This is a genomic window from uncultured Cellulomonas sp. (genome assembly GCF_947494015.1).
GTDB lineage: Bacteria > Actinomycetota > Actinomycetes > Actinomycetales > Cellulomonadaceae > Pengzhenrongella.
Map to the genome: position 1 here is coordinate 1 of NZ_CANLTL010000001.1, position 23,964 is coordinate 23,964.

At 73.9% G+C, this 23,964-nt stretch carries 20 protein-coding genes; all 20 read right to left on the reverse strand.

All coding sequences use genetic code 11. The features are described from left to right. Positions 1–1,461 (reverse strand): serine/threonine-protein kinase (locus Q0840_RS00005; protein ID WP_298454513.1); only part of this gene is annotated, 1,461 nt, incomplete at its 3' end. After that, on the reverse strand, positions 1,458–2,831 hold the full coding sequence (locus tag Q0840_RS00010) for an FHA domain-containing protein (RefSeq protein WP_298454516.1): 1,374 nt from the start codon (positions 2,829–2,831) through the stop codon (positions 1,458–1,460). The genes Q0840_RS00010 and Q0840_RS00005, both read right to left, overlap by 4 nt. Before the next feature lie 12 nt (positions 2,832–2,843). Then, positions 2,844–3,629, reverse strand: coding sequence for a PP2C family serine/threonine-protein phosphatase (locus Q0840_RS00015; RefSeq protein ID WP_298454518.1), 786 nt, complete (start codon positions 3,627–3,629; stop codon positions 2,844–2,846). A gap of 155 nt (positions 3,630–3,784) precedes the next feature. Further along, positions 3,785–4,759 carry a MoxR family ATPase gene (locus tag Q0840_RS00020; protein ID WP_298454520.1) on the reverse strand — a complete coding sequence of 325 codons (975 nt, stop codon included), beginning with the start codon at positions 4,757–4,759 and terminating at the stop codon, positions 3,785–3,787. A gap of 76 nt (positions 4,760–4,835) precedes the next feature. Next, positions 4,836–5,843 (reverse strand): polyprenyl synthetase family protein, encoded by a 1,008-nt coding sequence (locus tag Q0840_RS00025; RefSeq protein ID WP_298454522.1) that lies wholly within the window; start codon positions 5,841–5,843, stop codon positions 4,836–4,838. After that, on the reverse strand, positions 5,840–7,429 hold the full coding sequence (gene nuoN / locus Q0840_RS00030; protein ID WP_298454524.1) for an NADH-quinone oxidoreductase subunit NuoN: 1,590 nt from the start codon (positions 7,427–7,429) through the stop codon (positions 5,840–5,842). The genes Q0840_RS00025 and nuoN overlap by 4 nt, the downstream gene beginning before the upstream one ends. Then, entirely contained in the window at positions 7,426–8,985 is a 1,560-nt protein-coding gene (locus Q0840_RS00035; RefSeq protein WP_298454526.1) for an NADH-quinone oxidoreductase subunit M, read from the reverse strand. Before Q0840_RS00035 ends, nuoN begins: the two co-directional genes overlap by 4 nt. 12 nt (positions 8,986–8,997) lie before the next feature. Beyond that, positions 8,998–10,944 carry an NADH-quinone oxidoreductase subunit L gene (gene nuoL / locus Q0840_RS00040; RefSeq protein ID WP_298455490.1) on the reverse strand — a complete coding sequence of 649 codons (1,947 nt, stop codon included), beginning with the start codon at positions 10,942–10,944 and terminating at the stop codon, positions 8,998–9,000. A gap of 57 nt (positions 10,945–11,001) precedes the next feature. After that, a complete protein-coding gene (nuoK, locus tag Q0840_RS00045; RefSeq protein WP_298454529.1) occupies positions 11,002–11,301 on the reverse strand; it encodes an NADH-quinone oxidoreductase subunit NuoK in 300 nt (99 codons plus the stop codon). Beyond that, entirely contained in the window at positions 11,298–12,230 is a 933-nt protein-coding gene (locus Q0840_RS00050) for an NADH-quinone oxidoreductase subunit J (RefSeq protein ID WP_298454532.1), read from the reverse strand. The genes nuoK and Q0840_RS00050 overlap by 4 nt, the downstream gene beginning before the upstream one ends. After that, the gene (nuoI, locus tag Q0840_RS00055) at positions 12,227–13,000 is read right to left on the reverse strand and encodes an NADH-quinone oxidoreductase subunit NuoI (protein WP_298454535.1); all 774 of its coding nucleotides are present in this window, start codon (positions 12,998–13,000) and stop codon (positions 12,227–12,229) included. The genes Q0840_RS00050 and nuoI overlap by 4 nt, the downstream gene beginning before the upstream one ends. Further along, positions 12,993–14,414: an NADH-quinone oxidoreductase subunit NuoH gene (gene nuoH, locus Q0840_RS00060; RefSeq protein WP_298454538.1), complete on the reverse strand. Its 1,422-nt coding sequence runs from the start codon at positions 14,412–14,414 to the stop codon at positions 12,993–12,995. The genes nuoI and nuoH overlap by 8 nt, the downstream gene beginning before the upstream one ends. After that, positions 14,411–17,179 carry an NADH-quinone oxidoreductase subunit G gene (locus Q0840_RS00065; RefSeq protein WP_298454541.1) on the reverse strand — a complete coding sequence of 923 codons (2,769 nt, stop codon included), beginning with the start codon at positions 17,177–17,179 and terminating at the stop codon, positions 14,411–14,413. The genes nuoH and Q0840_RS00065 overlap by 4 nt, the downstream gene beginning before the upstream one ends. Further along, positions 17,176–18,525 carry an NADH-quinone oxidoreductase subunit NuoF gene (gene nuoF, locus Q0840_RS00070; protein WP_298454544.1) on the reverse strand — a complete coding sequence of 450 codons (1,350 nt, stop codon included), beginning with the start codon at positions 18,523–18,525 and terminating at the stop codon, positions 17,176–17,178. Before nuoF ends, Q0840_RS00065 begins: the two co-directional genes overlap by 4 nt. After that, a complete protein-coding gene (gene nuoE / locus Q0840_RS00075; protein ID WP_298454547.1) occupies positions 18,525–19,322 on the reverse strand; it encodes an NADH-quinone oxidoreductase subunit NuoE in 798 nt (265 codons plus the stop codon). The genes nuoF and nuoE overlap by 1 nt, the downstream gene beginning before the upstream one ends. Then, positions 19,322–20,722, reverse strand: coding sequence for an NADH-quinone oxidoreductase subunit D (locus Q0840_RS00080; protein WP_298454552.1), 1,401 nt, complete (start codon positions 20,720–20,722; stop codon positions 19,322–19,324). Before Q0840_RS00080 ends, nuoE begins: the two co-directional genes overlap by 1 nt. Then, on the reverse strand, positions 20,722–21,564 hold the full coding sequence (locus Q0840_RS00085; RefSeq protein WP_298454553.1) for an NADH-quinone oxidoreductase subunit C: 843 nt from the start codon (positions 21,562–21,564) through the stop codon (positions 20,722–20,724). The genes Q0840_RS00080 and Q0840_RS00085 overlap by 1 nt, the downstream gene beginning before the upstream one ends. Then, the gene (locus Q0840_RS00090) at positions 21,561–22,112 is read right to left on the reverse strand and encodes an NADH-quinone oxidoreductase subunit B family protein (RefSeq protein ID WP_298454554.1); all 552 of its coding nucleotides are present in this window, start codon (positions 22,110–22,112) and stop codon (positions 21,561–21,563) included. The genes Q0840_RS00085 and Q0840_RS00090 overlap by 4 nt, the downstream gene beginning before the upstream one ends. Positions 22,113–22,131: 19 nt before the next feature. Next, entirely contained in the window at positions 22,132–22,491 is a 360-nt protein-coding gene (locus Q0840_RS00095; RefSeq protein ID WP_298454555.1) for an NADH-quinone oxidoreductase subunit A, read from the reverse strand. A gap of 25 nt (positions 22,492–22,516) precedes the next feature. Continuing rightward, entirely contained in the window at positions 22,517–23,812 is a 1,296-nt protein-coding gene (locus tag Q0840_RS00100) for a geranylgeranyl reductase family protein (RefSeq protein WP_298454556.1), read from the reverse strand. Positions 23,813–23,964: the final 152 nt, after the last annotated feature.

Below are 23,964 nucleotides of genomic sequence, written 5' to 3' on the forward strand. Positions count from 1 at the left end.
CCCCCCCCCGCCCGGCCGGGCCCCCCCCCGGCCCGCCGGCCCACCCCCCTGCCGCCCCGGCCCCCCCCCCCCCCCAGGGGCCGGGGCCGTGCGGCAGACGGGGGGGGGGGGGTCCTCCCCCGGGGGGGGGACCGGGGCCCCCCCGCGGGGGGCGGCGCCGGCGGCCGCGCCCAGGACGACGACCGCCGCCAGCGCGGTCAGCGCCCGGTGGGCACCGGTCCGGCCGGGCACCGGCCCGCCGACCGCGGCGGCGTCGTCCCCGGGCTCGGTGGGGGGCGCCGCCGCGGCCGGCACGGCGAACGTCGGCAGCGCCGCGGCGGTCACCGCGGCGGTCACGGTGGCGGTCACGGTGGCGGTGCCGGCGGGGGTGGCGCCCTCGGGCGAGATGCTGGCGACCGGCCGACGGCGGGTGACCGTCGCGGCCTCCTCGGCGGCGGTCCGGACCGGCCCGGCCGGCGCCGGAGCCGGGCCGTCAGCGGGGTCGCCCTCGGGGTCGATGGTCACCACGGGCCGCAGGCGGGTCGGGCCGTCGTCGGCACGCTCCGGCGCCCGGACGCCCGCGGCCGGGTCGGTGCGCGGCTCGGCGCCCTCCTGGGCGAGCTCGACCGGGGTGCCGGGGAGCATGAGCTCGAGCTCGACGGCCTGCAGCGCGCGGGCCAGCGCGAGGGCGGAGTGGAAGCGGTGGACCGGGTTCTTCTCCATGGCGCGCGCGAGTGCCGCCTCCAGGCTCGGCGGCACGTCGGTGCGGCCCGTGCCGGCCAGCGGCTGGCGCTCGATGCGCGCAACCAGGTCCGCCGCGCCGTTGGACCCGCCGGGCACCTCGAACGGGGACCGCCCGGCGAGCAGGGAGTAGACCGTCGCGGCCAGCGAGTACACGTCCGCGCGCACGTCCCCGTCCGGGACCGCGGCGAGCAGCTCCGGCGGCGACCACGGGATGGACATGCCGACCGCGCACCCGCCGGACCAGCCGGTCGTGGCCGCGATGCCGAAGTCGGTCAGTGCCGGCCAGCCGAAGTCGGTGGTGAGCACGTTGGCGGGCTTGATGTCGCGGTGCAGGATGCCGGCCCGGTGCGCGGTCTCCACCGCCGACGCGAGCCGGATCCCGATCCGCAGCGCCTCCGCCACCGAGATCCGCTCGGTGCGGTAGCGGGCACCCAGCCCGGGGCGCGCGCAGTACTCCATGACGAGGTAGGGCCGGCCGTCGTCGGCGACGGCGGCGTGGTGGATGGTGACGATGGACGGGTGGTGCGACAGCTGGGCCATCAGGTCGGCCTCGGTGCCGAAGCGCGCCAGCACGTCGGCGTCGAGCGACTCGGCCGGCACCACCTTGACGGCGACGGGCCGGCGCGGCAGGTGCTGGGTGTAGAGGAAGACGTCCGCGAACCCGCCCATGCCCAGCAGCCGCCCGACGGTGTAGCCGGGGATCTGCGGCGGGGAGGACGGTCGACGACCGGTGGTCACGCGCTGCGCTCCACGGTGAAGGTCACACCCTCCCCGAGGTCGACGAGCACGCCGGGCTGCAGGACGGTCGCCTCACCGGGCTGCAGCCGCTGCGGCGTCGCCGCGGGCCGGACCACCAGGACGCCGTTGGTCGAGCGCAGGTCCGTCAGGACGACGTCGTCGCCGTCCATGCGGACCTCGGCGTGCGTGCGGGAGATGTCCTGCAGGGGGCTGGGCACGGTGACGAGCTGCGGGACCTGGCTGCTGTGCACCCGGGACGCCTGCGGGGCGCGTCCCAGCAGCACCGGGCGGGTCAGGGTGACCCGCTCACCGGTGGACAGCGCGAGCCGGGCGGGGACCGGGGCCGTGGTCACGGGGACGGCGGCCGGGGTCGGCTGCGCAGCGGTCCGGCTGTGGCCGGCCCAGTCCGGCAGCCGCCGGCGCAGCTCGACGACGTCGGCGCTGAGCACGGTGGTGCCGTCGTGGTCGGTGGACCCGGGCGCCGCCACGGCCGGGGCGACGCCGGAGGCGGGGGCGTCGTGGGCGGGCGCGTCGACGACGGGCGTGTCGGTGTCGGGTGCGGCGTGGGTGCCGTCATCGGGGTCGGTGCCGGCGGCGGGGTCGGTGCCGTCGTCGGGGTCGGTGCCGCCGGCGGGCTCGGACGCGGTGGACGGGCGCAGCACGGTGAGGTCGACGGGCTCGTCGTCCGGGACGTCGTCCCCGGCGGTCGCCGGCGTGGGCAGCACCGCACTCGTCGATCCCGGTGAGGCGGGGGCCGCGGGGGGGACGGCGGGTGCGAGCACGAGGGCCGGGACGGGTGCGGTCGGCAGGCCCGCGGATGCCGCCGGCACCGGGGACTGGTCGATCAGCGCCTCGGCCGGTGGCTCGGCCGACTCCCGGACCGGCTGCCCGGCCGGCAGGCTGCCGGGCAGGGTGCCGGGCAGGGTGCCGCGCGCCGCGACCCGGAGCCGGACGGCGCCGGCGCGGGCCACCCCGGCCACCAGCGGCAGCCCGGGGCCGGCGGCCGGCTCGTCGCCGGGGACGCGCACGGTGACGTGCTCGACGCCGTCGACGACCTCGTCGGACCAGGTGGACACCCCCGGCGCGGTCAGCACGAAGGTCCGGCCGGACGCGGTGACCTCGACCTCCACGGCGCCCCGCACGACGGCGTGCAGGCGTGCGCCGTCCACCGTCAGCAGCGCGAACGGGGGCAGCGTGGCCAGCCCGTCCCGTACGAGCACCTGCAGGTGGTCGACGACGCCCGCGCCGTCGGCCGAGCGCAGCGACTGCCACAGCCGGCCGACGACCGGCTCGGTGGTGGTGGGCGGCAGCAGCGCGACCGCGCCGTCGGTCACGACGGCGACCCACTCACCGGGGGTGTACTCGGTCACGTCCACGCCTCGTCACTGCTCCGTTCCGGCCCCGCCGGCGGGCGGGGTCACGGGTCGTTCGATGGTCGCCTCGTCCACCCCGGCCGGCTGGGCGTCGTCGACGTCGACCACGACGACGGTGACGTTGTCGCGGCCACCGGCCTCGACCGCCGCCTGAACGAGGATCTGGGCGGCGGCCTGCGGGTCGGGCTGGTCGAGCAGGAGGTAGCGGATCGCGTCGTCGTCGAGCTCCTGGGTGAGCCCGTCCGAGCAGAGCAGGAGCCGGTCGGCCGCGCCGGCCGGGATGAGCCAGTAGTCCGGCTCGGGGACGGCGCCGGTGCCGACCGCGCGGGTGATGACGTGCCGGTCGGGGTGCCACTGGGCGTCCGCGGGCCGCAGCCGGCCGCTGTCGACCAGGTCCTGCACCACCGAGTGGTCCACGCTTACCTGCTCCAGGGCGCCACCGGCGAGCCGGTACACCCGCGAGTCGCCGACGTTGAACACGAGCCAGTAGGGCGCACCGCCCGCGGCGACCGCGACGCCCGCGACGGTGGTGCCGGCGGTCCGGCCGGCGCCCACGGCCTCGCGCACGCGGCCGGCCGCACGCGCGAAGGCCGCCTCGACGTCGTCGTGCGTGACGCCGTCGCGACCGCCCAGGGCGGCGAACTCCTCCACGGTGACCCGGCTCGCGACGTCCCCCGCGTCGTGGCCGCCCATCCCGTCGGCGACGACGAACACCGGCGAGTGCGCGAGCAGCGAGTCCTCGTTGAGCCGGCGGACCCGACCGCGGTCCGTGGCCGATCCCCAGGATGTGCGCACGTGCCCTCCTCCGCGGTCGCTCGACGTGGCGCGCCCGTGCCGGACGGCAGGGCGGTCTCACCGTCCCCATCGTCCGGTTCGCCCCGGCTGTGAGGGTTTCCGCGGGGAGCAACCGGTACGGACGCCGCACATCCGGCCGCGGACGGGCCGCCGGGTCAGCCCGCGGTGCGGCGCTCCAGCGGCGCGGGCACCTCGCCCAGCACCCGGGCCAGCACCGCGTCGGCGGTCGTCCCGGTGAACTCCGCGTCCGGGTCGAGCACCAGCCGGTGGTTCCACACCGGGTGCACCAGCCCCTTGACGTCGTCGGGCAGGACGTAGTGGCGGCCGTGCGCCGCCGCCCACACCTTCGCCGTGCGGACCAGCGCGATCGCCCCGCGCACGCTCACGCCGAGACGGGCGTCCGGTGCGACGCGGGTCGCCTCCGCGAGCCGCGACACGTACTCGAGCACCGCGCCGTCGACGTGCGTGGTGGTGGCCAGCGTGATCATGGCGGCGACGTCGTCCGTGCTGACCAGTGGCTGCAGCCGGCCGGACCGGTCCCGTTCGGCGGCGCCGGCCAGGATCTGCACCGTGGAGGCGTGGTCGGGGTAGCCGATCGACGTCTTCATCAGGAACCGGTCCAGCTGCGCCTCGGGCAGCCGGTAGGTCCCGGCCTGCTCGATCGGGTTCTGGGTCGCGATCACCATGAACGGGCGCGGCGCCGGGTGGGTGACCCCGTCCACCGTCACCTGGGCCTCCTCCATCACCTCCAGCAGCGCGGACTGGGTCTTGGGGGACGCCCGGTTGATCTCGTCCGCGAGCACGATGGAGGCGAACACCGGCCCCCGGTGGAAGTCGAACGCCCGGGTGGCCTGGTCGTAGATGGTCACCCCGGTCACGTCGCTGGGCAGCAGGTCCGGGGTGAACTGGATCCGGCTGTGGCTGCCGCTCACGGTGGCGGCGATCGCCCGCGCCAGCGACGTCTTGCCGGTGCCCGGGGCGTCCTCCAGCAGCAGGTGCCCCTCGGTGAGCATGCACGTCAGCGCGAGGCGCACGACGTCGGCCTTGCCCAGCACGGCGCCGCCGACGTGGTCGACGAGGCGCTCGAAGGTGCCGGCGAACCCGGCGGCCTGCTCGGGTGTCATGGTCATGCGGTCGGTCCCCCTGTCGGCGACGGCGGACCCTCGCCGCCGCGCACGGGCCGCCGCGACGGCGTGCCCGTGATCCCTAGGATGCCCGGTCCACCAGGGCGTCGGCGAAGGCGACCAGCGCGTCGCGGGCGTGGCTGGCCGGCAGCGGGCCCAGCTCGGCGACGGCGTCCCGCGCCCACGCCACGGCCAGCGCGCGGGTCTCCTCGACCACGGGGTGGACGCGCAGGGCGGCCACCGCCTCGGACAGCGCGGCGTCGTCGGACAGGTCCGAGTCGAGCAGGGTCAGCAGGGCGCGGTCGGAGGGTGTGGCGTCGGCGGCGGCCACCCGGGCGCGCAGCAGCAGCACGGGCATCGTGGGCACCCGCTCGCGCAGGTCCGTGCCGGGCGCCTTGCCCGTCCGGGACCCGTCGGCGGACAGGTCGATGACGTCGTCGGCGAGCTGGAACGCGACGCCGACCTTCTCGCCGTACCCGGTGACCGTGCGCAGCACCTCCGGCGGGCAGCCGGCGAACATCGCCCCGAACCGCGCCGAGGTCGCGATCAGCGACCCGGTCTTGTCCGACAGCACCTGCAGGTAGTGGGCGACGGCGTCCTCGTCGGTCTGCGGGCCGACGGTCTCGTGCAGCTGCCCCAGGCACAGCCGCTCGAACGTCGCGGCCTGCAGCCGCACGGCCTCCGGGCCGAGCCCCGCGACGACGCTGGACGCCCGCGCGAACAGCAGGTCGCCGGTCAGGATCGCCACCGAGTTGCCCCACACCTCGTGCGCCGCGGGGGCACCGCGTCGCAGCGGGGCGCTGTCCATGACGTCGTCGTGGTACAGCGTCGCCAGGTGCGTCAGCTCCACCACGACGGCGGCGTCGAGCACCTCGGGGCGGTGCCCGTCACCGAGCTGCGCGGTGAGCAGGGTCAGCAGGGGGCGCAGCCGCTTGCCACCCGCGTTGACCAGGTGCCGGGCGGTGGCGTCGGCGAGCAGGTCCGCGTGCGCGACGGCGTCGCGCAGCCGCTCCTCGACCACCGCCAGGCGGGCCGTGAGCAGGTCCGCCAGTGCAGGGTCGGGCAGCGGGAACGCTGTCGTCGGGGTCACGGGATGAACCTAGCCGCCTCACCGACCAGATCGAGAACCGGCGTGGGCAGCACGCCCAGGCCCAGGGTCGCCAGCGCGGCCACCGCGATCGCGACCGTGGTGAGCCCCTCGGACCGCACCACGGTGACCGTGCCGTGGCCCGAGTCGGCGGGCCGGTCGGTGAAGAACAGCAGCACCACGATGCGGATGTAGAAGAAGACGGCGACGGCCGACCCCAGGACGCCGGCCACCGCCAGCGCGGTCGCGCCGCCGTCGACGGCCGCCGAGAAGACCGCGAACTTGCCGACGAAGCCGGCGGTCAGCGGGATGCCGGCGAAGGACAGCATGAACACCGCGAACGCCCCCGCCAGCCACGGGCTGCGCCGGCCCAGGCCCGCCCACTGCGACAGGTGCGTCGCCTCCCCCAGGACGACCCCGTCGGCGTCGACCTCGCGGACCAGGGTCACGACCGCGAACGCCCCCACCGCCGCGGCGCCGTAGGCGAGCAGGTAGAACATCACGCCGGACACGCCCCGCACGTCCAGCGCGACGACGCCGGTGAGGATGAAGCCGGTGTGGGCGATCGCCGAGTACCCCAGGATGCGCTTCATGTCGGTCTGGACCAGCGAGGCGAGCGTGCCGACCGCGATGGTCGCGATGACGACCGTCCACAGCGCGCGGCGCAGGTCCCACTCGATCGCGGGTGCGACGACGTACACGACCCGCAGCAGCGCGCCGAACGCGGCGATCTTGGTGCAGGCGGCCATGAAACCCGTGATCGGCGTCGGGGCGCCCTGGTACACGTCCGGGGTCCAGGAGTGGAACGGCACCGCACCGACCTTGAAGAGCAGGCCGACCAGCACGAGCAGGGTGCCGGCCAGCAGCAGCGGGTCCAGCCCGACGACGGCCGCGGTGGCCGCGGCGATGGCGCTCAGCCGGACCGACCCGGCGAACCCGTAGAGCAGCGCGACCCCGAACAGGAAGAAGGCGGAGGCGAAGGAGCCGAGCAGGAAGTACTTCATCGCGGCCTCCTGCGACAGCAGGCGACGGCGTCGCGCCAGGCCGGACAGCAGGTACAGCGGCAGCGAGAGCACCTCGAGCGCGATGAACATGGTGAGCAGGTCACCGGCGGCGGGGAAGATCATCATCCCGCCGGTCGCGAACAGGACCAGGGGGTACACCTCGGTCTGGGCCAGGCCCTGCCGGCGCGCGACCTCCTCGTAGTCCGAGCCCGGCACGGCGGCGGCCTGCGGCGCGAAGGCGTCCTGGCCCGCGGCGCCCCCGGCACCCCGGTCCGCGACGACCAGCACGGCCACCAGCGCGAGCAGCGCGACCAGCCCCTGCAGCACCAGCGCGGGGCCGTCGAGGATCATCGCCCCGCCCAGCACGACGGTCCCGCCGGTGTCCCGCACGTCGGCCCACAGGGCCGCGAGCACCACGAGCGCGCCGGCCGTGGCGGCGAGCGTGAGCGTGAGCTGGACCGGTCGGCGCACGCGCTGCGGCGCGAACGCCTCGACCAGCACCCCGATCACGCCGGCGCCCAGCACCAGCAGGACGGGCGCGAGCTGCGCCCAGTCGATGTGCGGCGCGGTGAAGGCCCCGGTCACGTCGTGCTCCCCTCGTCGTCGGTACCGGTGCCCACCAGCAGGCCCTGCGTCGGGGCGACGTCGTCCACCCCGACCTGCTGCAGCGTCCCCTGCGACGGCTCACGCACGAGGTCGACCATGGGCGCCGGGTAGAAGCCGAACACCACCATCAGCGCGATCAGCGGGGCGACCACCCAGCGCTCGCGGCCGGACAGGTCCGGCGTGGCCGCCAGCTCGGGGCGGACCGGGCCGGTGAAGACCCGCTGGTAGGCGATCAGCACGTACAGCGCGGCCAGCACGACCCCGATCACGGCGACGACCGCGGCGGGCCCGGACCGGGCGTAGGTGCCCACCAGCACCAGGAACTCGCTGACGAACGTGGACAGCCCCGGCAGGGAGAGCGCGGACAGGCCGGCCACCAGGAACGTGCCGGCGAGCACCGGGGTGACCTTCTGCAGCCCGCCGTAGTCCGCGATCCGCTGGCTGCCGTGGCGCGAGACCAGGAAGCCGGCGGTCAGGAACAGGGCGGCCGTCGACAGCCCGTGGTTGACCATGTAGAGCGCCGACCCCTGCACGCTGACCGACGTGAACGCGAAGATGCCGAGCACGATGAACCCGAAGTGGGACACCGAGGTGTAGGCGATGAGCCGCATGAGGTCCTGCTGGCCGATCGCGAGCAGCGCCCCGTAGAGCACCGAGACGACCGCGAGCACGATGATGACCGGCGCGGCCCACCGGGAGGCGTCCGGGAACAGCGGCAGGCACAGCGTGAGCATCCCGAAGGTGCCCACCTTGTCCAGGACGCCGACGAGGAGCGTCGACGTGCCGGCGGTGGCGTTCTGCGCGGCGTCGGGCAGCCAGGTGTGGACCGGCCACATCGGCGCCTTGATGGCGAACGCCAGGAAGAAGGCGAGGAAGAGCAGCCGCTCGGTCAGCACGGGCATCTCGAGCCCGGTCAGCCGGGTGGTGAGGAACCCCTCGGGCCCGCCGGGGCCCTGCAGGTACAGGGCGATGACGGCGACCAGCATGATGAGCCCGCCGGCGAGGGAGAACACGAGGAACTTCACCGCGGCGTAGCGGCGCTGCACCCCGCCGAACACCCCGATGAGGAAGTACACCGGGATGAGCATCGCCTCGAACAGCACGTAGAACAGGAACACGTCCCGCGCGGCGAACACCGCGACCATGAACGCCTCGAGCACGAGCACGAGCGCCAGGTAGTGGCGCAGCCGGTCGGCCGACCCGGCGGTGGTCCGGTCCGAGGCCAGCACCACGAGCGGCGTCAGCAGCACCGACAGCAGGACGAGCAGCAGCCCGACCCCGTCGACGCCGACGGCGTAGCTGGCGCCGATCGCGGGGATCCACGGGTGGGTCTCGGTGAGCTGGTGGGTCGCGGCCGCCGCGGTGTCGAACGCGGTCAGCGCGGCGAGCCCGACGACCAGCTCGAGCACGGTGACCACCACCGCGACCGTGCGGACCCGCTCGCGCAGGCCCGCTGGCAGGGCCCACAGCACGACCGCGCCGACGAGCGGCAGCACGATGAGGACCGTGAGCAGGGGAAGTCCTTCGAGGTTCACGTCAGATCTCCCTCAGATCCGGGTGGCCAGGACGACGACGCCGAGCACGACCAGCCCGATCGTCATCGTCGAGGCGTAGGAGCGGACGAACCCGGTCTGGACGCGGCGTGCGGCGTCGCCGGCGCCGACCAGCACCTTGCCGAGGCCGGTGAACGCGCCGTCGACCACGGTCCGGTCGCCGTACACCAGCGAGCGGGTCAGGTACTGGCCGGGCTGCACCAGGAGCGTGTCGTTGACGGCGTCCTGGTGCAGGTCCCGACGGGCGGCCCGGGTCAGCGCGGAGCCGGCCGGGGCCGGGACGGCCACCGTGGACACCGCGTACTGACGCCAGGCGAGGAAGGCGCCCACCAGGACGAGCAGCATGGTCAGGGCGATGATCAGCCACACCGGCAGCACGGGCTCGTGGTGCTCGACGTGCCCGGTGACCGGCTCCAGCCAGGTGACGAACCCGTCGCCCAGCGCGAGCAGCCCGCCGAGCGCGACGGACCCGACCGCGAGCACCACCATGGGGACCACCATGAGCAGCGGCGCCTCGTGCGGGTGGCGGACCGGTGCGGCGGCGACGTCCTGCTCCGCGCCGTGCCCGTCGTCCCACCGACGCCGGCCGTGGAAGGTCATGAAGAACAGCCGCGACATGTAGAACGCCGTCAGCCCGGCCCCGAGCAGCGCGGCGGACCCGAACACCCACGGTCGCCAGCCTTCACCGGTGAAGGCGGCCTCGATGATGAGGTCCTTGCTCCAGTACCCGGACAGGCCCGGGAACCCGATGATCGCCAGCCAGCCGGCGGCGAAGGTGAGCCAGGTGATCTTCATGTACCGCGACAGGCCCCCGAAGCGGCGCATGTCGACGGAGTCGTCCATGCCGTGCATGACCGAGCCCGCCCCGAGGAACATGCCGGCCTTGAAGAACCCGTGCGTCACGAGGTGGAAGATCGCGAACGCGTAGCCGATCGGGCCGAGCCCGGCGGCCAGCACCATGTACCCGATCTGGGACATCGTCGAGGCGGCCAGCGCCTTCTTGATGTCGTCCTTGGCGCAGCCGACGATCGCCCCGAACAGCAGGGTGATCGCCCCGACGATCACCACGACCAGCTGAGCGGTGGGCGCCCCCTCGAAGATCGGGCCGGAGCGCACGATGAGGTAGACCCCGGCGGTGACCATCGTGGCGGCGTGGATGAGCGCCGACACCGGCGTCGGGCCGGCCATGGCGTCCCCGAGCCAGGACTGCAGCGGGAACTGCGCGGACTTGCCGCACGCGGCGAGCAGCAGCATGAGCCCCATCGCGGTCAGCACGCCCTCGCCCGCGCCGGGGGCGGCGGCCAGCACGGTGTCGAAGTCGACCGCGCCGAAGGTGGCGACCATGAGCATGAGGGCGATCAGCAGGCCCAGGTCGCCGATCCGGTTCGCCACGAACGCCTTCTTGGCGGCGACCGCGTTCGGCGTGTGCTGGTTCCAGAAGCCGATCAGCAGGTACGACGCGAGGCCGACGCCCTCCCAGCCGACGAAGAGCAGCAGGTAGCTGTCCGCCAGGACCAGCACCAGCATGGCCGCGACGAACAGGTTGAGGTAGGCGAAGAACCGCCGCCGGTCGACGTCGTGCTCCATGTACGCGACCGAGTACACGTGGATGAGCGTGCCCACGAAGGTCACCAGGAGCACGAACGACAGCGACAGCGGGTCGATCCGCAGTCCCGCGTCCACGTCGAGCGGGCCGGTCGGGATCCACCGGAACAGGTGCAGGTCCAGCACCCGGTCCTCGGCGTCCCGGCCCAGCAGGCCGATCAGCAGCAGCAGCCCGACGACGAAGGACCCGGCGGACGCGGCCACGCCGACCCAGTGCCCCCACCGGTCGGCGCGGCGCCCGGCGAGCAGGAGCACGGCGGCGCCGAGCAGCGGCAGGGCGATGAGCAGCCACGCCTGGGTGAAGGTGCCGTCCGCCGGGACGGCGCCGGGGAGCACGGCGCCCGGCAGCGGCGCGGCCGTGACGGTCGCGATGGTTGAGGTCACCGGGGCCTCTCAGCTCTTGAGCAGGTTGACGTCGTCGACCGAGGCCGACCGGCGGGTGTGGAAGATCTGCACGATGATGGCCAGCCCGACGACGACCTCGGCCGCGGCGACGACCATGACGAAGAACGCCATCACCTGGCCGGACAGGTCCCCGTGCATCCGCGCGAAGGTGACCAGCACGAGGTTGGTCGCGTTGAGCATCAGCTCGACGCCCATGAACACGATGATCGCGTTGCGCCGCAGCAGGACCGTCGTGGCGCCGATCGCGAACAGCACGCAGGCGAGCACGAGGTAGTGGGTCAGGGTCACGGGACGACCTCCGGGCCGCGGCCGGTCGTGATGGGCGTGGTGGGTCCGGCGGTCTCGCCGGGGTCGCCGGCCTCGGGCGTGGGCCGGTCGACCTGGCCGCCGCCGTGCTCGCCCGGCCCGAGCTGGACCGCCACGTCGGCGACGCCGCGCTCCTGCCCGCGCACCCGCAGCACCCGGGAGATCGAGGTCTCGATGGGCCTGCCCTGCGGGTCCAGGGCCGGCACGTCCATGGCGTTCGTCCGGGCGTACACGCCCGGCGCGGGCAGCGGCGTCAGCGACCCGCCCGCGGCGACCCGGGCGTCGGCGCGCTCACGCTGGCCCACGCGCCGGGACAGCCGCTGGCGGTGGGTGAGCACGAGCGCGCCGAGCGCGGCGGTCACGAGCAGCACGCCGACGACCTCGAAGGCGAAGAGGAAGTCGCTGAACACCAGCCGGGCGATCCCGACCGGGTTGGACACGGCGTTGGCCTCGAGCAGCCCCACCGGCACCGCGTAGGTCGCGCGGGTGACCACGCCGACCAGCAGCGCACCCAGCCCGACGCCGAAGATCAGGCCGATCCAGCGCTGGCCACGGATCGTCTCGGTGAGCGAGTCCGAGGCGTCGACCCCGACCAGCATGAGCACGAAGAGGAACAGCATCATGACCGCGCCGGTGTAGACGACGATCTGCACGATCCCCAGGAACGGGGCGTCCTGGGCGATGTAGAGCACCGCCAGGGAGATCATCACGAAGACCACGCACATGGCGGCGTGGATGGCCCGCCGCGCGAACAGCAGCCCGAGCGCCGCCAGCACCATGAGCGGCGCGACGACCCAGAACAGCACCGTCTCGCCGGTGGAGGTCTCGCCCAGCTCGGTGAGGGACGCGGGCACGGAGGTGGGCAGCGCGCCGGTCAGCGCGCCGACGCCGGCGAGCAGCGGGCCGCTCATCGGGCGTCACCGGGCGCACCGGCGGGCACGTCGGCCGGTGTGGACGCCGCGGTCGCGCCGTGGGTGACCGGACCGTCGACCGTCTCCAGGCTCGGGTCGTCGGGGCGGTGCGCGCGGACCCACTCGGCCTGCTCGGGCGTCGGCCCGCTGATCTCGCCGCGGTAGTACTCGGTGTCCGTGGTGCCCGCGACCATGGGGTGGGGCGCGGAGAGCTGGCCGGACCGCAGCGGTGCGAGCAGGTCCTCCTTCTCCCAGATCAGCCCCTCCCGGGTCGGACCGGCGAGCTCGTACTCGTTGGTCATGGTCAGGGCCCGCGTCGGGCACGCCTCGATGCACAGCCCGCAGAAGATGCACCGCAGGTAGTTGATCTGGTAGACGCGGCCGTACCGCTCCCCGGGGGAGAACTGGGCGTCGGGGGCGTTGTCGGCGCCCTCGACGTAGATGGCGTCGGCCGGGCAGGCCCAGGCGCACAGCTCGCAGCCGATGCACTTCTCGAGCCCGTCGGCGTACCGGTTGAGCTGGTGGCGACCGTGGTACCGCGGCTTGGGCGGGACCTTCTCGAACGGGTACTGCTCGGTGACCGTCGGCTTGAACATCGAGGCGAACGTGACGCCGAAGCCGGCGACGGGCGCCAGCACCTCGCCGATCCCCGTGCGGGGCTCCCGGAGCGGCCGGTACGGCTCCGCGGCGGGCCGCCCGACCTCGCCGCCGCGCTGCCGGGGGGCGACGGCGCCGTCGTCGTCGGGCTGGGGGGTGCGGCGGTCAGCCACGGGGCACCTCCGGGTGGTGGTCGGGCTCGGGATCGGCCGTGGCGGTCGCCGTGCTCGACGCCGTGCTCGACGCCGTGCTCGACGCCGTGCTCGACGACGCGGCGGCCATCGCGGCACGCCGGCGTGGCGAGGGCGGCAGGTGCTGACCGGGCAACGGCGGGACCGGGTAGCCGCCCGCGAACGGGTCGAACTCACCGGCCGGCGGCGGCGTGGGGCGGTCGGCTCCCCGCGCCCCGCGGCGCCGGTCGACCACGGCCATGACGACGTACGCCACCAGCACGATGCCGAAGATCGCCCCGAACAGCGGCAGCAGGTCGACGTCGCTGAACTGGCGGATGCCCTGCACGACGGCGACCAGGACCACCCAGGCGAGCGCGAAGGGGATCAGGACCTTCCAGCCGAACTTCATGAACTGGTCGTAGCGCAGGCGCAGCAGCGTGCCGCGGACCCAGACGAACAGGAACATGAACATCCACATCTTCGCCAGGAACCACAGCACCGGCCACCAGCCGGTGTTGAGCATCCCGTCGTTGATGGCGGACAGCGGCCACGGCGCGCGCCAGCCGCCGAGGAACAGCGTGGTGGCGATCGCCGAGACGTTGATCATGTTGATGTACTCGGCGAGGAAGAACCACGCGAACTTCATCGACGAGTACTCGGTCATGTACCCCGACACGAGCTCGCCCTCGGCCTCGGGCAGGTCGAACGGCAGGCGGTTCGTCTCGCCGATCATCGAGATGACGTAGATGACGAACGCGGGCAGCAGCGGCAGCGCCCACCACAGGGCCTCCTGGGAGGCGACGATCTGCGACGTCGACATGGACCCGGCGAGGATGAACACGCTGACCAGCGACAGCCCCATCGCCAGCTCGTAGGAGATCACCTGCGCGGTGGAGCGCACCGAGCCCAGCAGCGGGTACGTCGAGCCCGACGACCAGCCGCCCAGCACGATCCCGTACACGCCGACCGCGGCGCAGGCCAGCACGTACAGCGCCGCGACCGGCAGGTCGGTCAGCTGCAGCGGCGTGGTCACACCGAACACCGTGACCGCGGGCCCGAACGGGATCACCGCGAACGTCAGCAGCGCGCAGAACACCGAGATCATCGGCGCCAGGATGTAGACGAGCTTGTCCGCCGCCTTGACGGTGATGTCCTCCTTGAGCAGCAGCTTCATGGCGTCGGCGAGGGACTGCAGCAGGCCGAACGGCCCGTGCACGTTGGGCCCGGGCCGGATCTGCATCCGCGCCACGACCTTGCGCTCGAACCAGATCGCGATCAGCACGCTGGTGAGCAGGAACACCAGGATCGCGACCGCCTTGATCAGCCAGACCCAGAAGGTGTCCTGGCTGAAGTCGGCGGCGATGGCCGGGTCGCTGCCGATCGTGGTCGTCCCGAGCTGGGTCAGCACGCTCATGCCCGTCCCTCCGAGGTGAGGTCCTCGCCGGGGGTGCCCGCGACGTCGGCCACGCCCCACTCCTCGGCCCGCTCGGCGGCAGCGGCTGCCCCGCCGGCGCGGACGTCCGCCGGCGGCGCGGCGACGCCCACCGGTGCCGGCGACAGGTTCACCAGCGCGCCCGCGCCGATCCGCAGGGTCGTGCGGACCGCGCAGCCGGGCGAGTTGGTGGGCAGCCAGACGACGTGGTCGGGCATGTCGGTCACGACGACCGGCACGACCACCGCACCGGCCGGTGTGGAGACCTGGACGGCCGACCCGTCGCCCACGCCGACCTCGGCCGCGGTGGCCGCGGACAGCCGGGCCACGGCCCGCTTCGCGGTCCCGGCCAGGAAGGCCTCGCCGTCCTGCAGGCGGCCGGCGTCGAGCATCGTCTGCCAGCTCGCGAGCACGGCCTGCCCGGGTCCGACGGCGACCGGCTCGGCGGCCGGGACCTGCGGGTCGGCGAGCCGCGCACCCTCCCAGGCCCCGAGCTGGTCGAGCTCGGCGTGCACCGCGTCGAGGGTGCGCAGGCCGAGGTCGGCGCCCATCGCGTCGGCGAGGGCGTCCAGCACCCGGTGGTCGGACATCGCCGTCGAGGCCAGCGCCTGCGGGAAGGGGCGCGGGCGCCCCTCCCAGTTGAGGAACGTGCCCGGCTTCTCGGACGGCGGCGCGACCGGCAGCACGACGTCGGCCCGCTCGGTCACCGCCGACCGGCGCACCTCGAGGCTGACCACGAACCCGGCCCGCTCGATCGCGGCCAGCGCCAGGGCCGGGTCCGGCAGGTCCGCCGGGTCGACCCCGCCGACCACCAGTCCGCCGAGGGAGCCGTCGCGTGCGGCCTGCAGGATCTGGGCGGTGGAGCGACCGGGAGTCGCCGGCACGTGCGCCACGTCCCACAGCGCCGCGATGTCCACCCGCGCACCGGGGTCGGTGACCGGCCGGCCACCGGGCAGCAGGGACGGCAGCGCCCCGACCTCCACGCCGCCGCGCTCGCCGGCCCGGCGCGGGATCCACGCCAGGCGCGCCCCGGTGCGTCGCGCCAGACGCAACGCGGCGGACAGCCCGCCCGGGACCTCGGCGAGCCGCTCACCGACCAGGACGACCGCGCCGTCGGCGGCCAGCGCCTCGGCGGCCCGGCCGAGCGGGCCGGCCGTCGGCGCACCGCTCGCGGCCGGCCCGCCCAGGGCGTCGAGCACCTCCGCCTCCGTGCCCGGTGCGGCGGGCACGAGCGTGCCCTCGAGCCGCTCCAGGCCGCGGCTGGCCAGCGCGGCGACCGCGAACACGTGCGTCCGCCCGGCCAGCACACCCTTGCGCAGGCGCAGGAAGGTGACGCCGGCCTCCTCCTCTGCCTCCAGGCCCACCAGCAGGACCGCCGGGGCGGTCTCCAGGTCGGCGAAGGTGACCCCGACGCCGGAGCCGGCGACGTGGGCACCGAGGAAGGCCTCCTCCTCCGCCGAGTGCGGGCGGGCCCGCAGGTCGACGTCGTTGGTGCCGAGCGTGACGCGGGCGAGCTTGGCGTAGGCGTAGGCGTCCTCGACGGTGAGCCGGCCGCCGGGCAGCACGCCGACCCCGCCCCCGCGGACGGCGGCCGCCAGACCACCGGCGGCCACCTCCAGGGCCTCGGCCCAGCTGGCCGGGACGAGCTCCCCGGTCGCCTCGTCGCGCACCAGGGGCGTGGTGACGCGGTCCGGCGCGGACTGCCAGGTGAAGGCGAACCGGTCCTTGTCGGTGATCCACTCCTCGTTGACCACGGGGTCGTTGCCGGCGAGCCGGCGCAGCACCACGCCGCGGCGGTGGTCGACCCGGATCGCGGACCCGGACGCGTCGTGCTCGGAGACCCCGGGCGTCGAGACCAGGTCGAAGGGGCGGGCGCGGAACCGGTACGCCGCGCCGGTCAGCGCGCCGACCGGGCAGATCTGGATGGTGTTGCCCGAGAAGTACGAGGCGAACGGCCGGCCCGACTCGTCGGCGAGCGCGGGCCCGCGCGGGGAGTCGCCGGTCCGGGCGTACCCGGCCGCCGCCGCGGCGCCCGCGCCCCCGGGGACCTCGGCCCCGCCCGGTGGCAGCTCACCGGCGAAGCCGAGCACCTCCGGGGAGAACGTCCCGATCTGCTGCGCCGCGCCGCGCTGCTGCAGGTCGATGAACGGGTCGCCGGCGATCTCGCGGGAGAACCGGGTGCACCGCTGGCACAGCACGCACCGCTCACGGTCGAGCAGCACCTCGGTGGAGATCGCGATCGGCTTGGGGAACGTGCGCTTGACGTCCACGAACCGGCTGGTCGCGCGGCCGTTGCTCATCGCCTGGTTCTGCAGCGGGCACTCCCCGCCCTTGTCGCAGACGGGGCAGTCCAGCGGGTGGTTGATCAGCAGCATCTCCATGATGCCGTGCTGGGCCTTGTCGGCGACGGCGGACGTGCGCTGGGTGCGCACGACCATGCCGGCGGTGGCCTCCAGCGTGCAGGACGCCTGCGGCTTGGGCATGGGCTTGAGGTTGCCCTCGCGGTCGGGCGTGGACACCTCGACCAGGCACTGCCGGCACGCGCCGACCGGCGCGAGCAGCGGGTGGTCGCAGAACCGGGGGATCTGGATGCCGACCTGCTCCGCGGCGCGGATCACCAGGGTGCCCTTAGGCACGGCGACCTCGACCTCGTCGATCGTGAAGGTGATCTCGTCGGCCTTCGGCGGCTGGTTGGCGATCGCGCCGCCGGCTCCCGGGCTGGTCTTGGGGGTCGTCGTGGCGGTCATGCGTGCACCGTCCCGACCAGGGCGCGCCCGGTCTCGCGCGGGGTGTAGGGGAACAGCGAGGACCGCTCGGGCGGGAACAGCACCCACGCCGGGGTGTGGGTGCCCGCCTCGAACTCCTCGCGGAAGTACTGGATGGCCGACGTGATCGGCGACGTCGCGCCGTCCCCCAGCGCGCAGAACGCGCGGCCGAGGATGTTCTCGCAGGTGTCCAGGAGCAGGTCGATGTCCTGCGGCGTCCCCTGCCCGGCCTCCAGGCGCCGCAGCACCTGCTTCATCCAGAACGTGCCCTCGCGGCACGGGGTGCACTTGCCGCACGACTCGTGCGCGTAGAACTCCGTCCACCGGGTCACCGCCCGGACCACCGACGTCGTCTCGTCGAAGATCTGCAGGGCCCGGGTGCCGAGCATGGAGCCGGCCGCGCCGACGGACTCGTAGTCCAGCGGGACGTCCAGGTGCTCCGCGGTGAAGATCGGGGTGGACGAGCCCCCCGGCGTCCAGAACTTCAGCTCGTGCCCCGTGCGGACGCCGCCGGCGAGGTCGAGCAGCTCCCGGAGAGTGACCCCGAGCGGCGCCTCGTACTGGCCCGGCCGCTCCACGTGGCCGGACAGCGAGAACAGGCCGTGGCCGGCGGACTTCTCGGTGCCCATCGAGCGGAACCAGTCCGACCCGCCGGTCAGGATGCCGGGGACCGAGGCGATCGACTCGACGTTGTTCACCACGGTCGGCCGGGCGTACAGGCCGGCGACGGCGGGGAACGGCGGCTTGAGCCGCGGCTGACCGCGCAGCCCCTCGAGCGAGTCCAGCAGCGCGGTCTCCTCACCGCAGATGTACGCCCCGGCGCCCGCGTGCACGGTGATGTCGAGGTCGTACCCGCTGCCGAGGATGTCCGTGCCCAGGTACCCGGCCGCGTAGGCCTCCTCCACCGCCCGCAGCAGGCGTCGGTACACGTGCAGGATCTCCCCGCGCACGTAGATGAACGCCTGGCGGCAGCCGATCGCGTACGACGTGATGATCGAGCCCTCGATGAGCGCCTGCGGCGACGCCATCATCAGCGGGGTGTCCTTGCAGGTGCCCGGCTCGGACTCGTCGGCGTTGACCACGAGGTACCGCGGGCCGCCGTCGGGCGCGGGCAGGAAGCCCCACTTCATGCCGGTGGGGAACCCCGCTCCGCCGCGCCCGCGCAGACCGGAGTCCTTGACGGTCGTCACGACGTCGGCCGGGTCCAGCGCCAGCGCCCTGCGCAGGCCCGCGTAGCCGCCGTGGGCCTCGTAGGTGGCCAGGGTCCAGGAGCGCTCGGCGTCCCAGTGCGCGCTGATCACGGGTGCGAGCGGGGTGGTCGCGGCCATCAGGACTCCTTGTCCGAGGACGTCTTCGTCGCTGCCGAGGTGTCGGCCGGGGTGGTCGGGGGACGCTCCGCGCTGGACTGCGGCTGGCCGTCGTCGGGCACGCCGCCGCCGGCGTCCGCGGCGTCGTCGGCGGGCACGTCGAACTCCGGGGCGCTCCACCCGCGCTCGCGGGCGAGCACGGTGCCGCGCACCGTCGCCGGGCCGGCGCCCACGCCCTCGTCGGCACGGCCGTCCGGGAAGCCCGCCAGCACCCGGGACATCTGCCGGAAGGAGCACACGGTGTCCGCGCCCCGGGTCGGGGACACCGGCTGCCCGGCGCGCAGCCGCTCGACCGTCTCGACGGTGCTGGCCGGGGTCTGGTTGTCGAAGAACTCCCAGTTGACCATCACGACCGGGGCATAGTCGCAGGCCGCGTTGCACTCGATCCGCTCGAGGGTCACCGCACCGTCGTCGGTCGTCTCGTCGTGCCCGATGCCGAGGTGGGCGGAGAGCTCCTCCCAGATGGCGTCGCCGCCCATGATCGCGCACAGCGTGTTGGTGCAGACCCCGACGGTGTACTCCCCGTTGGGGTGGCGCTTGTACTGGGTGTAGAAGGTCGCCACCGCGGACACCTCCGCGGTGGTCAGCTCCAGCAGCCGCGCGCACAGCGCGATGCCCGCGGGGCTGACGTACCCGTCCTCGGACTGCACCAGGTGCAGCATCGGCAGCAGCGCGGAGCGCGCCTGCGGGTAGCGGGCGATGATCTCGCGCGCGTCGGCCTCCAGCCGGGCCAGGGTCACCTCGTCGTAGCCGGCCATCAGCGGTCCACCCCTCCCAGGACGGGGTCCAGCGAGGCCACCGCGACGACGACGTCGGCCACCTGGCCGCCCTCGCACATCATCGAGACGGCCTGCAGGTTGTTGAACGACGGGTCGCGGAAGTGCGCACGGTACGGACGGGTGCCGCCGTCGGACACCAGGTGCACCAGCAGCTCACCGCGGGGCGCCTCCACGGACTGGGCCACCTGCCCGACCGGGACGCGGAACCCCTCGGTCACCAGCTTGAAGTGGTGGATCAGGGCCTCCATCGAGGTACCCATGATCTCGCGGATGTGGTCCAGGGAGTTGCCCATGCCGTCCGAGCCGATCGCCAGCTGCGCCGGCCAGGCGACCTTCTTGTCCGCCACCATGACCGGCCCCGGGCCCATCGTCTGCAGCCGGTCGAGGGCCTGCTCGATGATCCGCATCGACTGGTAGCACTCCTCGATCCGCAGGATGACCCGGGAGTAGGAGTCCGCGTCGGTCGACGTCGGGACGTCGAAGTCGTACGTCTCGTAGCCGCAGTAGGGGGACGCCTTGCGCACGTCGTACGGCAGGCCCGTCGACCGCAGCACCGGCCCGGTCACACCGAGCGCCATGCAGGCGGACAGGTTCAGGTGGCCGACGCCGACCAGCCGGGCCTTGAAGATCGGGTTGGCCAGCATGAGGTCCTCGAGCTGGCGCAGGTACGACCGCACCTGGCCGAGCGCCTCACGCACGCTCTCCAGCGTCCCCGGCGGGATGTCCTGCACGACGCCGCCCGGCCGGATGTACGCGTGGTTCATCCGCAGCCCGGTGACCATCTCGAGCAGCTTGAGGACCTCCTCGCGGGCCGTGAAGCCCAGGGTCATGATGGTCGTCGCGCCGAGCTCGTTGCCGCCGGTGGCCAGGCACACCAGATGGGACGAGATCCGGTTGAGCTCCATCATGAGCACCCGGATGACGGTGGCCCGCTCCGGGACGTCGTCGGTGATGCCGAGCAGCTTCTCCACCCCGAGGCAGAACGCCGTCTCCTGGAACAGCGGGGCGAGGTAGTCCATGCGGGTGCAGAAGGTCACGCCCTGGGTCCAGGTGCGGTACTCCATGTTCTTCTCGATGCCGGTGTGCAGGTAGCCGATGCCGGCCCGCGCCTCGGTGACGGTCTCGCCGTCGATCTCCAGCATGAGCCGCAGCACGCCGTGCGTGGACGGGTGCTGGGGGCCCATGTTGACGACGATGCGCTCCTCGCCGAGGCGCGCGGCCTCCTCGGCGATCTGCGACCAGTCACCGCCGGACGCCTCGAACGTGGTGGTGCCGCTCGCGCGGTCCTCGAAGCCCCGGGTGGCGCGGGTGGCGCCGCCGGATCCGGTGGCGCGCGTCGCGCCGGGGGCGCCGGCCGGGCCGGCGTGGGACGGAGACATCAGCTGTACGCCTTCCGCTGGTCGACCGGCGGCACGGTGGCGCCCTTGTACTCCACCGGGATGCCGCCGAGCGGGTAGTCCTTGCGCTGGGGGTGCCCGGGCCAGTCGTCGGGCATCTCGATGCGGGCCAGGGCCGGGTGACCGTCGAAGACGATCCCGAAGAAGTCCCAGGTCTCGCGCTCGTGCCAGTCGTGCGTCGGGTACACCGACGTGGTCGACGGCAGGTGGGGGTGGGCGTCCGGCACGGCGATCTCCAGGCGCAGGCGACGGCTGTGGGTCACCGACACCAGGTGGATGACGGCGTGCAGCTCACGTCCGGTCTCGTGCGGGTAGTGCACGCCCGAGACGCCCATGCTCAGCTCGAACCGCAGGTCCGGGTCGTCGCGCAGGGTCCGGCACACCGCGAGGAGATGACGGGCCGCCACGTGCAGGGTGAGCTCGCCACGGTCCACGACGACCCGCTCGACGGCGGCCGCGAAACCGGGTCCGTCCTCGTCCAGCACCTCCGTCAGCACGTCGACCGCCTCGTCGAACCAGCCGCCGTAGGGCCGCTCGCTGGCGCCCGGCATGGCGATCCGGCGGACCAGCCCGCCGTAGCCCGAGGTGTCCCCGCCGTCGGCGGCGCCGAACATGCCGGTGCGCACGTCGATGACCTCGATCGGCTCGCGCCCGCCCTGGTCGGGCCCGGGCGGGGCCTGCCCCTGCTGGGCGCGCTCGACGTCCGCGTGCACGACGGCGTCGCGCTCGACCGGTGAGGCGTCCGTGCGGATGGGCGCCGGCGGCGTCTCGGCCGGCGCCGCGACGGCGTCCAGGGGGCCCTTGTCGTCCGGTCCGGTGGTCACCGCAGCAGGCCCTTCTGGTGGGACGTCGGCGTCGCGGCGAGCGCGGCCGCCTCGGCGGCGCGGGCGGCCTCGCGACGGTTCACACCGAGCGGCTCGGCCTGGATCTGGTCGTGCAGCGCGAGGATCGCGTTCAGCAGCATCTCCGGGCGCGGCGGGCAGCCGGGCAGGTAGATGTCCACCGGGACGATGTGGTCGACGCCCTGGACGATCGCGTAGTTGTTGAACATCCCGCCCGAGGACGCGCACACGCCCATCGACAGCACCCACTTGGGCTCGGGCATCTGGTCGTAGACCTGCCGCACGACCGGCGCCATCTTCTGGCTGACCCGGCCGGCGACGATCATCAGGTCGGCCTGGCGCGGGGACGCCCGGAAGACCTCCATGCCGAACCGGGAGATGTCGAACCGGGGTGTGCCGGTCGCCATCATCTCGATCGCGCAGCACGCCAGCCCGAACGTGACCGGCCACAGGGAGCCCTTGCGGAAGTACCCCGCCAGGTTCTCCACCGTGGTCAGCAGGAAGCCGGACGGTGCCTCTTCGATGCCCATCAGAACCCGCTCCGTCCTGTCAGTCCCACTCGAAGCCGCCACGGCGCCACTCGTACACGAACGGCACCGTGATCAGCAGGAGGAACGCCATCATCGCGACGAGCCCGTACACGGCGACCTCCGCGAAGGAGACGGCCCACGGGTAGAGGAAGACCACCTCGATGTCGAAGATGATGAACGTCATCGCCACCAGGTAGTACTTGATCGGGAACCGGCCGCCGCCGGCCGCGTGCGGGGTCGGCTCGATGCCGCACTCGTACGCCTCGAGCTTGGCCCGGTTGTACCGCTTGGGGCCGATCAGCACGCTCGAGGCGACGCCCCCGAGCGCGAGCACCGCGGCCACGCCCATGAGCACCAGGATGGGGACGAAGGGATTCACCGTTGACTCCTTGCCGTCGTCGTGCTCATGCCGCGGGCACCAGCCGGGTCAGCCCGGAGATGACCCGGTCGACCATGTCGCCACCGCGTGGCTCGTAGCAGTCCGAGAGCAGCTTCAACGTGAAGCGCATGACCAGCGGCCGGGGCAGCCCGTACCGGGTGCACACCCGCATGACCTCGGGGTGCTCGATCAGCCGCACGAAGTACCGGCCCAGCGTGTAGAAGCCGCCCAGGTCCTCGCGCATGGTGGTGGCGTAGGTGGCCAGCGCCCGCTCCTTGGCCTGCGGGGTGGTCCGGGCGTGCGCCTGCACGACGGCGTCCGCGGCGACCCGTCCGGCCTGCAGCGCGTAGGCGATCCCCTCGCCGTTGAACGGGCTGACCATCCCGCCGGAGTCCCCGACGAGCATCAGCCCGCGGCCGTACAGCGGGGTGCGGTTGAAGCCCATCGGCAGCGCGGCGCCCTGCACGGGACCGACCTGGTTCTCGGGCGTGAACTCCCACTCGGCGGGGGCGTTGGCCATCCAGCGGGCGAACAGGTCCTTGTAGTCGACCTTCGTGGCGTTCGGCGTCGAGGCGACGCTGCCGAGGCCGACGTTGGCGGTGCCGTCGCCGAGCGCGAAGATCCAGCCGTAGCCGGGCATGAGGTCGGAGGCGCCGGGGGCGCCGTCCCACAGCTCGAGGTGGCTCTCCATCCAGGCGTCGTCGTGCCGCGGGGTCCGGAAGTAGGTGCGGACGGCGACGCCCATGGGCCGGTCCATCCGCTTCTCCAGGCCCAGGGACAGCCCGAGCCGGGCCGAGACGCCGTCGGCGGCGATGACGACCGGGGCGCGGTACTCGACCGGGTCACCCGAGCGGCGTCCGGCGTCGTCCACCGGGCGCGCGGTCACCCCGACCACCCGGCCGGTCCGGTCGTCCAGCAGCGCCCCGGTGACCTGCGTCCGCTCGAGCAGCTTGGCCCCGGCGCTGCGGGCGTGGTCGGCGAGGGCCTGGTCCAGGCTCATCCGCGAGCGCGCGAGGCCGTACGAGGGGTAGCTGGACAGCTCGGGCCAGGGCAGCTCGAGCCGGTGCCCGCCACCGATCACGCGCAGCCCCTGGTTGCGGATCCAGCCGTCGCTCTCGCGCAGCGGGACGCCCATCGCGACGAGCTCCTTGACGGCGCGCGGGGTCAGCCCGTCACCGCAGACCTTGTCCCGCGGGAAGGAGGCCTTCTCCAGCAGCAGGACGTTCAGACCTGCGCCGGCGCACCAGTAGGCGGCCGCGGACCCGGCAGGTCCCGCACCCACGACGATGACGTCAGCGTCATCGTTCCGCCCACCGATCACGGCTCGCCTCACCTGTGAAGACGTTCACGAACTCCAGCGCTGCCCACTGTAGTCAGCGGCCGTGGGCGCTGTCTGCGAAGGCTTGCCTCACCCGCCGAACGGGTGCCACCGGAGCCGGCCGGCGCCCGCGCGGCCGGGTGCACCGTGGCCTG